This window comes from Streptomyces sp. NPDC001902, from assembly GCF_042891295.1.
Classification (GTDB): Bacteria; Actinomycetota; Actinomycetes; order Streptomycetales; family Streptomycetaceae; genus Actinacidiphila.
This window is the reverse complement of sequence record NZ_JBIATA010000002.1, coordinates 511,339-523,337: the sequence shown is the minus strand read 5'-3', so window position 1 is coordinate 523,337 and position 11,999 is coordinate 511,339. Positions and strand designations below refer to the sequence as shown.

Annotated in this window: 13 protein-coding genes; 6 read left to right on the top strand and 7 right to left on the bottom strand. The window is 73.7% G+C overall.

Annotated features, from left to right (window positions below; all coding sequences use genetic code 11):
* Positions 1-3 precede the first annotated feature (3 nt).
* Positions 4-1,281: a thymidine phosphorylase gene (locus tag ACFYYN_RS05690; protein WP_500544768.1), complete on the top strand. Its 1,278-nt coding sequence runs from the start codon at positions 4-6 to the stop codon at positions 1,279-1,281.
* A 70-nt stretch (positions 1,282-1,351) separates the two neighbouring features.
* Here ACFYYN_RS05690 and ACFYYN_RS05685 read toward each other — a convergent pair whose 3' ends face one another.
* The gene (locus ACFYYN_RS05685; protein ID WP_500544767.1) at positions 1,352-2,638 is read right to left on the bottom strand and encodes an MFS transporter; all 1,287 of its coding nucleotides are present in this window, start codon (positions 2,636-2,638) and stop codon (positions 1,352-1,354) included.
* 63 nt (positions 2,639-2,701) lie between these two features.
* Between ACFYYN_RS05685 and ACFYYN_RS05680 the strand changes: the two genes are divergently transcribed.
* Both ACFYYN_RS05680 and ACFYYN_RS05675 read left to right on the top strand, forming a co-directional pair.
* Positions 2,702-3,682 (top strand): LysR family transcriptional regulator, encoded by a 981-nt coding sequence (locus ACFYYN_RS05680; protein WP_500544766.1) that lies wholly within the window; start codon positions 2,702-2,704, stop codon positions 3,680-3,682.
* 62 nt (positions 3,683-3,744) lie between these two features.
* The gene (locus ACFYYN_RS05675; RefSeq protein WP_500544765.1) at positions 3,745-4,581 is read left to right on the top strand and encodes an aminoglycoside phosphotransferase; all 837 of its coding nucleotides are present in this window, start codon (positions 3,745-3,747) and stop codon (positions 4,579-4,581) included.
* 23 nt (positions 4,582-4,604) lie between these two features.
* On the opposite strand, the gene ACFYYN_RS05670 is transcribed toward ACFYYN_RS05675, so the two are convergent.
* Complete coding sequence (locus ACFYYN_RS05670) at positions 4,605-5,390, bottom strand: alpha/beta hydrolase (RefSeq protein WP_500326662.1); 786 nt, start codon at positions 5,388-5,390, stop codon at positions 4,605-4,607.
* Positions 5,391-5,491: 101 nt separating this feature from the next.
* Between ACFYYN_RS05670 and ACFYYN_RS05665 the strand changes: the two genes are divergently transcribed.
* Both ACFYYN_RS05665 and ACFYYN_RS05660 read left to right on the top strand, forming a co-directional pair.
* On the top strand, positions 5,492-6,685 hold the full coding sequence (locus ACFYYN_RS05665; RefSeq protein ID WP_500544764.1) for an adenosine deaminase: 1,194 nt from the start codon (positions 5,492-5,494) through the stop codon (positions 6,683-6,685).
* A gap of 166 nt (positions 6,686-6,851) precedes the next feature.
* Positions 6,852-7,181 (top strand): hypothetical protein, encoded by a 330-nt coding sequence (locus ACFYYN_RS05660; RefSeq protein ID WP_500326666.1) that lies wholly within the window; start codon positions 6,852-6,854, stop codon positions 7,179-7,181.
* A gap of 75 nt (positions 7,182-7,256) precedes the next feature.
* On the opposite strand, the gene ACFYYN_RS05655 is transcribed toward ACFYYN_RS05660, so the two are convergent.
* The 5 genes from ACFYYN_RS05655 to ACFYYN_RS05635 all read right to left on the bottom strand — a co-directional run bounded on the left by ACFYYN_RS05655 (position 7,257) and on the right by ACFYYN_RS05635 (position 10,970).
* The gene (locus ACFYYN_RS05655; RefSeq protein WP_499513615.1) at positions 7,257-7,457 is read right to left on the bottom strand and encodes a PspC domain-containing protein; all 201 of its coding nucleotides are present in this window, start codon (positions 7,455-7,457) and stop codon (positions 7,257-7,259) included.
* A gap of 84 nt (positions 7,458-7,541) precedes the next feature.
* On the bottom strand, positions 7,542-8,030 hold the full coding sequence (locus ACFYYN_RS05650; protein WP_500326668.1) for a VanZ family protein: 489 nt from the start codon (positions 8,028-8,030) through the stop codon (positions 7,542-7,544).
* 53 nt (positions 8,031-8,083) lie between these two features.
* On the bottom strand, positions 8,084-8,746 hold the full coding sequence (locus ACFYYN_RS05645; RefSeq protein WP_500544763.1) for a hypothetical protein: 663 nt from the start codon (positions 8,744-8,746) through the stop codon (positions 8,084-8,086).
* Entirely contained in the window at positions 8,743-10,296 is a 1,554-nt protein-coding gene (locus tag ACFYYN_RS05640) for an ATP-binding protein (protein WP_500326672.1), read from the bottom strand. Before ACFYYN_RS05640 ends, ACFYYN_RS05645 begins: the two co-directional genes overlap by 4 nt.
* Entirely contained in the window at positions 10,293-10,970 is a 678-nt protein-coding gene (locus ACFYYN_RS05635) for a response regulator (protein WP_026251393.1), read from the bottom strand. The genes ACFYYN_RS05640 and ACFYYN_RS05635 overlap by 4 nt, the downstream gene beginning before the upstream one ends.
* Positions 10,971-11,157: 187 nt before the next feature.
* Here ACFYYN_RS05635 and ACFYYN_RS05630 point away from each other — a divergent pair, with 187 nt between their 5' ends.
* Positions 11,158-11,934: a SigE family RNA polymerase sigma factor gene (locus ACFYYN_RS05630; protein WP_500326674.1), complete on the top strand. Its 777-nt coding sequence runs from the start codon at positions 11,158-11,160 to the stop codon at positions 11,932-11,934.
* Positions 11,935-11,999 lie beyond the last annotated feature (65 nt).

Below are 11,999 nucleotides of genomic sequence, written 5' to 3'. Positions count from 1 at the left end.
ACCATGGACGCCATTTCCGTCATCCGCACCAAGCGCGACGGCGGCCGCCTCGGCGACGACCAGATCGACTGGGTCATCGACGCCTACACCAAGGGTGAGGTCGCCGACGAGCAGATGTCCGCGCTCGCGATGGCGATCCTGCTCAACGGCATGGACCGGTCCGAGATCGCGCGCTGGACGGCTGCGATGATCGCCAGCGGCGAGCGCATGGACTTCTCCTCGCTGCCCCGCCCGACCGCCGACAAGCACTCCACCGGTGGCGTCGGCGACAAGATCACGCTGCCGCTCGCACCCCTGGTCGCGGCCTGCGGTGCGGCCGTCCCCCAGTTGTCCGGCCGAGGTCTCGGCCACACCGGCGGCACCCTGGACAAGCTGGAGTCCATCCCGGGCTGGCGGGCGCTGCTGTCCAACGAGGAGATGCTGCGGGTCCTGGGCGACACCGGCGCCGTCATCTGCGCCGCGGGCGACGGCCTCGCCCCGGCCGACAAGAAGCTGTACGCGCTGCGCGACGTCACCGGCACCGTCGAGGCGATCCCGCTGATCGCCTCGTCGATCATGTCCAAGAAGATCGCCGAGGGGACGGGCTCGCTCGTCCTGGACGTCAAGGTCGGCTCCGGCGCCTTCATGAAGAACCTGGAGCAGGCCCGCGAGCTGGCCTCCACGATGGTGGGGCTGGGCACCGACCACGGCGTGAAGACCGTGGCGCTGCTCACCGACATGTCCACCCCGCTCGGCCTGACCGCGGGCAACGCGCTGGAGGTCCGCGAGTCCGTCGAGGTGCTGGCGGGCGGGGGCCCGGCCGACGTGGTGGAGCTGACCGTCGCCCTGGCGCGCGAGATGCTCGACGCTGCGGGGCTGAAGGACGCCGACCCCGCCAAGGCGCTCGCCGACGGCTCCGCCATGGACGTGTGGCGCCGCATGGTCGCCGCGCAGGGCGGCGACCCGGACGCGGCGCTGCCCGTCGCGCGCGAGCAGCACGTCGTCACGGCCGAGCGGTCCGGTGTCCTCACCGGCCTGGACGCCTACGCCGTGGGCGTCGCCGCCTGGCGCCTGGGCGCCGGCCGGGCGCGCAAGGAGGACCCGGTGCAGGCCGGCGCGGGCGTCGAGCTGCACGCCAAGCCGGGTGCCACGGTCACGCAGGGCCAGCCGCTGCTGACCCTGCACACCGACACCCCGGAGAAGTTCGACTACGCGCTGGCGGCCCTCGCCGGCGGCGTCGAGATCTCCCCTACGGGCACCGCGTTCACGCCGGCCCCGATCGTGCTGGACCGCATCGCCTGAGCGGGGCCGCCCCGCGACACGGAACGGGACCGGTGGACTTCCACCGGTCCCGTCCTTCGTCGTACGGCCGTCAGGCCGTGCGTCCCGCCGGGACGGCGAGCCGCCGGTCCGCGACCGCGCGCCGGGTCGCGTACACGGTGATCCCCGCGACGCCCAGGACGGCGGCCAGGCACAGGGCGACGGTGCCGCCCCAGCCGGCGGTGTGGAAGGCGGAGGCGCCCAGGGTGCCGCCGAGGCTGTTGCCGACGTAGTACGCGGTCAGGTAGAGCGCGGAGGCCTGGGCGCGGCCGGTGGTGGCGGTGCGGCTGACCGCGCCGGAGGCGATGGAGTGGCCGGTGAAGAAGCCGGCCGTGATGAGGACCAGCCCGGTCAGCACGGCGATGAGGGAGCCCGCGAGGGTGAGCAGCAGCCCGCCCGCGGCCAGCACCACGGCGACGTACAGGGCGCCGCGCCGCCCGAGGCGGGCGTGCAGGACGCCGGAGGCCGCGGAGGCGCCGGTGCCGACCAGGTAGACCAGGAAGATGAGGCCGATCGCCGTCTGCGACAGGCCGAAGGGCTCGGCGGCGAGCCGGTAGCCCAGCACGTTGTAGACGGCGCCGAAGACCGCCATGAAGAGCAGCCCGATCAGGTAGAGCCGGCGCAGCAGCGGGGTGCCCAGGTGGCCGATCACCGTGCGCCAGAGGGCGGCGGGACTGACCGGGCCGGGACGGAAGTTGCGGGCGGTGGGGATCAGCAGCCGGAAGGCGACGGCGCACAGCACCGCCATGGCGCCGGCGGCGAACAGTGCGGTGCGCCAGCCGAAGGCCTGGGCCACCGCGCCGGTGAGGACCCGGGAGCTCATGCCGCCGATGCTGTTGCCCGCGACGTAGAGGCCGATCGCGGAGGCGACCGCCTTGGGGTGGATCTCCTCGCCGAGGTACGCCATCGCGGTCGCCGGGAGCCCGGCGAGGGCCACGCCCTGCACGGCGCGCAGGACGACCAGGGTGGTGAGGTCCGGCGCGAAGGGGATGACCAGGGCCAGTGCCGAGGCGCTGAAGACCGACGCCGTCATCACGGCCGTGCGGCCGTACTTCTCGCTCAGCGCGCTCACCGGCAGCAGGGCCAGCGCCAGGGCGGCGGTGGTGGCCGAGACCGTGAGGCTCGCCTGGGCGGGGCTGAGGGACAGCCCCGTGGAGAGCGCCGGTAGCAGGGCCTGCGTGGAGTAAAGGAGGGCGAAGGTGGCGAGTCCCGCGGCGAAAAGGGCCAGGATGGCGCGCCGGTAGCCGGGTTCACCCGGTCGCAGTGTGGCGGCTGAGGGGGCGGAGGCGGCGGCGCCCGGCCGCATCACGGTGGACGCCCCTGTATCGGCGGGAGACATGCCTTCACGCTAGGCCGGGCCGGTTTCATGCGTCCAATGCACGGAGTGGCGATAATCGTTCCCATGGCGCATGAAGCGAGGTCAGCCCGGTCGCTGTCACCGTCCCGTGACGCAACAGACACGCGAGCGGAGCTGGACAGTGCCTCCTGGGCGGCGGTGCTGGCCCCCCGGCTCGCCCAGTTCGCCGCGGTGGCGCGGCACGAGCACGTCACCCGCGCGGCGCGCGAGCTGGGGGTGCCCCAGTCCACGCTCAGCCGGGCCATGGTCCGGCTCGAACTCGACCTGGGCGTCACGCTCTTCGCCCGTCAGGGCCGTACGGTCTCGCTCACGCCCGCGGGCCGCGGCTTCCTCGCCTCGGTGGAGCGGGCGCTGGGCGAGGTGGAGCGCTCGGCCGAGTCCGTACGCGCCGACGCCGACCCGCAGTCGGGACGGGTCGCCTTCGGTTTCCTCCACACGCTCGGCCCGGAGACCGTACCGGCCCTGCTGCGGGCCTTCCGCGCCGACCATCCGCGGATCCGCTTCCAACTCGTGCAGAACTACGGCGAGGCGATGCTCGCCGGGCTGCGCGCGGGCGATCTGGACCTCTGCCTGACCTCGCCGGTGCCGGACGCGCCCGACCTGGTCGTCCGGCGCCTCGACGAGCAGCGGCTGCGGCTGGTCGTCCCCGCCGACCACCGGCTCGCCTCCCGCCGCAGGGTGCGCCTGGCGGAGGCGTCAGGGGAGCTGTTCGTGAGCCTGGAAGCCGGTTACGGGCTGCGGCGCATCACCGACGCCCTCTGCGCGGAGGCGGGCTTCACCCCGCGGGTGGCCTTCGAGGGGGAGGAGGCCGAGACCCTGCGCGGTCTGGTCGCCGCCGGACTCGGGGTGGCCCTGCTGCCGCCGCCGCTCGTCCCGCGTCCCGGAGTCGTGGAGCTCACCGTCACCGCCCCGCGCGCGGTCCGGGAGATCGGCGTGGCCTGGCTCGGCGGCCACCCCGACACGGCACCCGTCGCCGCCTTCAAGAAGTTCCTGCTCGGCAGGCGCGGTCAGCTCCTCCCCGGCTGACGCCGCCGGCCGGCCCGGAACGCGGATGCGCCCGGAGCCGCCCGTCCCGGAGGATGCGGGGCATGACCCGTGCGACCGACCCGGCCCTGCCGCCCCCGCATGTCGTGGAGGCCTTCGGGCTCTCCGGCCGGCCCGAGCCGCTGGCAGGAGGCCAGGGGCACAGCGTCCGGGTGGCGGGCGCGGTGCTGAAGCCGGGCGCCGACGCCGGGCAGACCGCCTGGGCCGCGGGGCTGATGGAACGTCTGCAGGGGCGCCGGGACTTCCGGGTACCGCGATTCCTGCGCTCCGCGGGTGGTGGTCACGTCGTCGAAGGATGGGCGGCGACCGAGTTCCTGGCGGGAGAGCCCGGCCCCGCCGGCAGATGGGACGCCCTGCTGGCCGCGGGCAGGGCCTTCCACGAGGCGCTGCGCGACGTGCCGCGACCCGGCCACCTGGACGCGCACCGGCATCCGTGGGCGGTGGCCGACCGCTTCGCCTGGGGCGAGTCGACAGCGCAGCCGCCTGCGGAGATCCGGCGGCTGGTCACCAGGATGGAACGGCTCCGCGAACCGGTCGACGCGCGGGCCCAGCTCATCCACGGCGACCTGACGGGGAACGTCCTCTTCGCGCCCGGCCGGGCCCCCGCGGTCATCGACTTCTCGCCCTACTGGCGGCCCGTCGCGTACGCCGACGCGATCGTGGTGGTCGACGGCCTGCTCCACCACCGTGCCGGGCACCGCCTGGTGGACTCGGCGGTCCCCGGTGCCGAGGGCGCGCAGATGCTCCTGCGTGCCCTGCTCTTCCGCCTGGGTGCGCCGGCCCTGCCGGCCGGTCCCGGCGGCGCCCTGCCCGAGGACGAGATGGCCGGGTTCACCCGGGTGGCCGACCTCGTCGAACGGAGGGTCCGCGGGCAGGGCTGACCCCGGTGTCCGGCGCCCCGCGCTCAGCGCAGTTGGGGCGACCGTCCGAAACCCGAGGCCAGGGGCATGCGCAGGCCGAGCGGGGGAGGGGCGGCCAGCGCGTCGGCGACCGGGCGGGCGAAGGACCGCCCCAGCAGCGTGCCGAGGACGAAGTCGGCGGTCAGGGAGGCGACTTCGGCCCGGTGGTCGTGGAGCAGATGGCCGTCGGTGTGCACCTCGAACCGGCACACGTCCCGGTTGACCTTCTTCAGGCGTTCGGCCAGCCGGTAGGAGAGGTCGGGGTGCGTGGAGTCGTCGTTCGTGCCGTGCACGATCAGGATGTGGCGGCCTATCAGCTGCTTCACCGGATCGGGCTCCGGGGCGTCGGGCAGCCACGGGGCTATGGCGACCGCCGAGTTGACGGCCGGGTGGCCCGCCGCGTGCAGCGCGGCGCGGCCGCCCATGTCCATGCCGACCAGCGACACCGGTACGTCACCGTAGCGGCGGACGACCTCGTCGACCGCCCACCGCGCGTCCTCGGCCGGGTGGGCGTGACCGCCGTTCCAGCCGCGGAAGCGGTAGTGCACGACGTGCACGGCCAGGCCCTCACCGCGGCCCGCGGCCCGCACCAGACGGCGGGCCAGCGGCACCATCGCCGCGGCGGCCACGGGGGAGCGCCGACGGGTGCTCAGCGCACTGCCGCCGGGCAGCAGCAGCACGGCGGCACGGACCGCCTCGTCGTCCGTATCCCGCCGTGCCGCCGGGTTCAGACCCGGTGTCACTCTCTTCCCCAACCGCGCACCACGCACCGGTAAAGCTTGCGAAGCCATGGCGTAACCATGGCAGACGGGAAGGTGTGCACGACCTGGCCGGGAGGTCAATATTCGGCATCATCCAAGAGCTCTACGCGCGTAGGGGGTATGTTTCGGAAATGACGAGCTCAAGCACGCTCCCCTTCCCCGCGGGCGCTGCGGGGGCCACCCCCACGCCCGAGCAGATCCGCCGCGCGCCCAAGGTGCTGCTCCACGACCACCTCGACGGCGGCGTCCGCCCCGGGACCGTCGTCGACCTCGCACGCGCTTCGGGCTACGACGGCCTGCCGGAGACCGATCCGGACAAGCTCGGCACCTGGTTCCGCGAGGCCGCCGACTCCGGCTCGCTGGAGCGATACCTGGAGACGTTCTCGCACACGGTCGGCGTCATGCAGAGCCGCGAGGCGCTCACCCGGGTCGCCGCCGAGTGCGCCGAGGACCTCGCCGCGGACGGCGTCGTCTACGCCGAGGTGCGCTACGCCCCCGAGCTCCACGTCGAACGCGGGCTCTCCCTCGACGAGGTCGTGGAGGCCGTCAACGAGGGCTTCCGGGAAGGCGAACGGCGGGCCCGCGAGGCGGGCGGCCGGATCCGGGTGGGCGCCCTGCTCACCGCGATGCGGCACGCCGCCCGCTCGCAGGAGATTGCCGAACTCGCCATCCGCTACCGCGACCGGGGCGTCGTCGGCTTCGACATCGCGGGGGCCGAGGCCGGCTTCCCGCCCACCCGCCACCTCGACGCCTTCGAGTACCTCCAGCGGGAGAACTTCCACTTCACCATCCACGCCGGCGAGGCCTTCGGCCTGCCCTCGATCTGGCAGGCCCTGCAGTGGTGCGGCGCCGACCGGCTCGGGCACGGCGTGCGCATCATCGACGACATCGAGGTCGCGGACGACGGCACGGTCTCCCTCGGGCGGCTCGCCAACTACGTGCGCGACAAGCGCATCCCCCTGGAGATGTGCCCCACCTCCAACCTGCAGACCGGCGCGGCCGCCTCGTACGCGGAACATCCCATCGGGCTGCTGCGCCGACTGCACTTCCGGGTCACGGTCAACACCGACAACCGCCTGATGAGCGGCACGAGCATGAGCCGCGAGTTCGCCGAACTGGTGGCCGCCTTCGGCTACACGCTCGACGACATGCAGTGGTTCACGGTCAACGCGATGAAGTCCGCCTTCATCCCTTTCGATGAACGTCTCGCGATGATCAATGACGTGATCAAGCCCGGATACTCGGAGCTGAAGGCCGAGTGGCTGTTCCGCCAGACGGCCGCCGCCACCGCCGTGGCCAGCGACTCCTCGCCGGAAGAGGGATGAGACCCGGGCCGTCCCGCCGTGCGGCGGCGGGCCGGCCCAGGCCGCGTGCGGCCGCGCGCGGCCGCTTGCACCGCCCCGCGTCCCGTCGATACGTTCCGAAATCCCGCGAACACGTTCCGTGTGTGCCGCGGCGGACGCACCATCCCCCATCACGAGGATCGCAACCATGAAGACCGGAACCGTCAAGACTCTCGGTGCCGCCGCGCTGGGCGTGGCCTTCGTCGGGGCCGCCGCGGGCGTCGCCTCCGCCGCTCCGACGGACACCAACCTGGGCCTGCCGAACGCCTCGGCCCTGCCGGCCTCCGTGCCGGTCGCCGACGTGGCGAAGTCGGTCCCGGTCGGCGCCGTCACCAGCGGCCTGCCGAAGACCGCCAACATCGTCCCCGGCGTGCAGAACGCCCCCACGGGCCTGAGCACCCTGCTCGGCGGCCTCCCCGTCGGCGGCCAGTTGCCGCTGGGCCAGCTGCCGCTGCAGGGCCTGCCGATCGGCGGCTGAGCACCACCCGGACGAACGCCGGACGGGCCGCGCCCCCTCGGGGAGCGGCCCGCAGGTGTTCCGGGGCCCGTGGCGTCACACGGCGGTCTTCGCGTGCCCCTCGTCCGGCAGCAGCAGCCACAGCGCGAGGTAGAGCAGGAACTGCGGCCCGGGCAGCAGGCACGACAGCAGGAAGATCACGCGCATCGTGGTGGCGGAGGTGCCGAACCGGTCTGCGAGTCCGGCGCAGACCCCGGCGATCATCCGGCCGTGACGGGGGCGGACCAGTGCGGACATGGCGGGTGCTCCTTCGGGAGTCCAGGCCGGTCTCTCCGGCCGATGACATCACCGTACGAGCGCATACCGTCGTGAATCGTCGCTCTACGGTGCGATCCCGACCCTGGGAATCCTCGGGGTCCGCCCCTGAGCACCGGTCAGCCGGTCCTCCCGGCGGACGCTGCGCCGGTGCACCCAGGCGCGGGCCGCGGGCACCACGGCGAGGTGGGCCAGCGCGACGCCCGCCGTGTTGAGGAGCAGGGCGTCCACGTCGAAGATCTGGCCCGGCACCCCGGTCTGCACGAACTCCAGGGCCAGCGAGATCATCAGCCCCGCGAAGACCGTGCGGGCGAACGAGCCCGGCGCCGACACCCGCACCCGGCCGCCGGCCATCGGCAGCAGCACGCCCAGCGGGGCCAGCAGCGCCAGCCCCGCGCCGATCCGGCGGGCCGCCTCCGCGGGCCCCATGGCGAGGTCGGAGCGGATGGAGGCGAACGGACGGAGGTTGGGGGCGTCCACCCAGGGCACGTACTGCGGACGCAGCATCAGCCACCCCACCAGAGCCAGATGAACCGCGGCGAGTACCAGGCCCACCGCGCGCACTTTCGGGAGAGAGCCGTCGCGCCGCACGCCTGGAAGGACGTCTGTCACTTCACGGCGGTTCCAGCGGTTTCCGCCGCCTCGGGGTCGGTGCGCAGGTCCCCGGTGCAGGTGAAGCGGCGCACCGGGGTGTCGTCGGAGCCGCCCAGGAGCACCCCGCCGCTGCCGGAGCCCGCGGCCGTACCGGCGTACGTGCACACCACCTGGGCGAGCGCGAACGGCGGCAGGTCGCCCAGCGGGGCGCTGAGCCGGAGCGATCCGCGCGGGTCGTCGCGGCGCGGTCCCTCCACGGCCAGGTCGCCCTGCACGGCCGTGGTGAAGCCGGCCGCCGACTCGCCGCCGCGCGGCTTGCGCTGCAGCTCGCGCAGGAGCAGCACGGCCATGCCCAGCTGGTCCAGGCCCCCGGTCCGCACCGAGCGGTTCACCGCGGCCACCTGGGCGCTGCACACCAGGAACACCCGGGCGGCCGGGCCCTGCGGCGACGCGGAGGTCGTCGCCGTGGGGCTCGCCTCCTCGTCCGGCACCGCGCAGGAGACACGGGAGGGCGCGGGCCCGGCGTCCACCGGCACCGAGGTGGTGCGGATGCCGCAGCCGGCCAGCAGGACCACGCCGAGCAGGATGAGGAGCGGGGCGCGCCGGCGACGGCGGGCGGCACCCGCGGACGGGAGACCCGGGGCGTCCGGGGCGGCGCCCCGGGACGGCTGCGTCACTTGCTCTCGTTCCCTTCCTCGGTCTCCGCCGCCTGGCCGGCCCCGGTGCGCATCGGCAGGCGCAGCGTGAACACCGCGCCGCCACCGGGGTTGTTGGCCGCGGCGATCTCTCCGCCGTGGATGTGCGCGTTCTCCAGGGCGATGGACAGGCCCAGGCCGCTCCCCTCGGAACGGGCCCGGGAGGCGTCCGCCTTGAAGAACCGGTCGAAGACGTGCGGCAGCACCTCCTCCGGGATGCCGGGGCCGTTGTCGGCGACCTCGACGACGAGCTCGTCCCCGTCCTGCCGCACCTTGACGCGGACCGGCGAGCCGCCGTGCTTGAGGGCGTTGCCGATCAGGTTGGCCAGGATCACGTCGATGCGGCGCGGGTCGAGCAGCGCGATGATGCCGCGCGGTGCGTCCAGCTCCACAGCGTCGAGCCAGGCACGGGCGTCGATGCAGGCGGTGACCAGGTCGGCGACGTCGACGTCGTCCATGACCAGGCGTGCGGTGCCGGCGTCGAAGCGGGTGACCTCCATCAGGTTCTCCACCAGCTCGCCCAGCCGCTTGGTCTCGCTCACCACCAGCCGCACCGCGGGGGCGATCATCGGGTCGAGGGAGTCCGCCTCGTCCTCCAGCACCTCGGTCACGGCGGTGATCGCCGTCAGCGGGGTGCGCAGCTCGTGCGACATGTCGGCGACGAAGCGGCGGCTGGCCGCCTCGCGCTGGCTGAGCTCGTCGACGCGTCGCTCCAGCCGCTCCGCGGTGCGGTTGAACGTCCGTGACAACTCGGCGAGTTCGTCGGTGCCGGTGACCCGCAACCGGGTGTCGAGCTTGCCCTCGCCGAGCCTCCTGGCGGCGTCGCCGAGGCGTGCCACGGGCCGCAGCACGGTGGAGGCCGCGGCCTGGGCCAGCAGCGCCGCACCGATCAGCGCGAGGGCGGTGGCGATGCCGAGCGACCAGGCCAGCGAGTTGAGGTCCTTCCGCTCGGCCTCCAGCGACTTGAACATGTAGCCGGTGGGCCCGCCGCCGATCACCTTGGCCCCGCCCACCAGGTACGGCTGTCCGTTGCGGGTGACCCGCTGCCAGTACAGGTGGTACTCGGCGGGGTCGCCCTCCTTGGGGTTGCGCTTGCTGACGGCCTTGCGCAGCGTCGCGGGGACGGCGTCCAGCGAGAAGCCGTCGCTCTGCGACTTGGTCGCGCAGCGCTCGCCGTCCGGGCCGGTGCCGATCAGCAGCACCTGGTAGGTCTGCGTGCTGGTGCCGATGCTGCGCGCGGCGTCCGCCAGTTTGTCGCAGGACGGGTGCCGCGGCAGCGAGCCCGCGTTGCGGGTCATCGAGGCGCGGAAGTCGTTGAGCGCGGCGTTCTGGGCGCGGGTCAGCACGGCGTCGCGGTTGAGCCAGTAGGCGATTCCGGAGGCGGACACGGCGGCCGCCAGCGCCACGGCGGCGAAGACGGCGACCAGGCGCAGCCGCAGGCTGGTGAGCCGCAGCAGCCGTGATCTCCAGCCGCTCAGCCGCTGATCCGTCGTGGTGTCACCGGTGGTGTCCTCGTGGTGCGGTTGACTCACGCCGGCGCGTCCAGGCGGTACCCGACACCCCGGACGGTACGGATCAGGGTCGGCGACGAGGGCACGTCCTCGATCTTGGCCCGCAGCCGCTGCACACAGGCGTCCACCAGGCGCGAGTCGCCGAGGTAGTCGTGCTCCCACACCAGGCGCAGCAACTGCTGCCGGGACAGGGCCTGCCCCGGGCGGCGGCTCAGCTCCAGCAGCAGCCGCAGCTCGGTCGGGGTGAGCTGCAGGTCCTCGCCGTTCTTCGTCACGGTCATCGCCGAGCGGTCGATGACGATGCTGCCGAAGGCGGCGGCGTCGGTGCTGTCCCGCTCGCCGCGGCGCAGCACGGCGCGGATGCGGGCGTCCAGCACGCGCGGCTGGATGGGCTTGACGACGTAGTCGTCGGCTCCGGACTCCAGACCCACCACGACGTCGATGTCGTCGCTGCGCGCGGTCAGCAGGATGATCGGCAGCTGGTCGGTGCGCCGGATGCGCCGGCACACCTCGAAACCGTCGATGCCCGGGAGCATGACGTCCAGCACGATCAGGTCCGGTCGCTGCTCGCGCAGCAGCTTCAGCCCGTCCTCGCCCGTGGCCGCGGCCACCACACGGTGGCCTTGGCGCGACAGGGCGAGTTCGAGGCTCGCTCGGATGGCGTCGTCGTCCTCGATCAGCAACAGGAAAGGCACGCCCGCATTCTCTCCCAAGTGGACCGTGGAAGGTACCGCCGTCGTCTGTGACGGGGCTGTGACACTCGGCGGACAACGCCATGAAACTGGCGCGGGAAGCTATTGGTCATCGACGGGGACGCCTACCGGGCGGCCCCCGCCGGACGGGTACGAAGACCAGGCCGGCTCCACCCACGGGGGGCGCGAAATGAACGCACTGCACAGCACGACGACCACCGCAGTCCTTCAGCCGCGCCTGCACACCGCGGGCCGGGGCGTCGAGAAGTCCGGTGCCACGGGCGGGCGGGGGTGCGCTCGTGGCACCGGGCGTCAGGTGGTCCGCACCCGGCCGCCGTACATCACGGCGATCGAGGGCGGTCACGGGGGAGACGGGGGGCACGGGGGCGTCGTCCACGGGGAGGCCACGGGGGCCCGGGAGATCCCGGGGGAGCGGTGCTTCACGGCGGACGCGGACTTCACCGCCTACGTCCAGGAGCGCCGGGCCTCCCTGTACGCGACCGCCTACCACCTGACGGGCGACCGCTTCGAGGCGGAGGACCTGCTGCAGAGCGCGCTGTTCTCCACCTACCGGGCCTGGGACCGGATCAGCGACAAGGCCGCGGTCGGCGGTTACCTGCGCCGGACCATGACCAACCTGCACATCAGCGCCTGGCGGCGCCGCAAGCTCAACGAGTACCCGACCGAGGAGCTGCCGGAGACGGCGGGCGAGACGGACGCGATGCGCGGCACCGAGCTGCGGGCCGTGCTGTGGCAGGCGCTGGCCAAGCTCCCGGAGCCGCAGCGCACGATGCTGGTGCTCCGTTACTACGAGGGCCGCACCGACCCCGAGATCGCCGAGATCCTCGGCATCAGCGTCGGCACGGTGAAGAGCAGCATCTGGCGCTCCCTGCGCCGGCTGCGCGAGGACGCGACGCTCAGCGCGGGCGTCGACGAGGAGGCGGCGTTCGGCGAGCTGGTCGCCTGACGCCGGGGGGAACGGGGAACCGGGGGGGTCCACGGGGGAATCGGGGGAAGCAAGAGGGAGCGGTC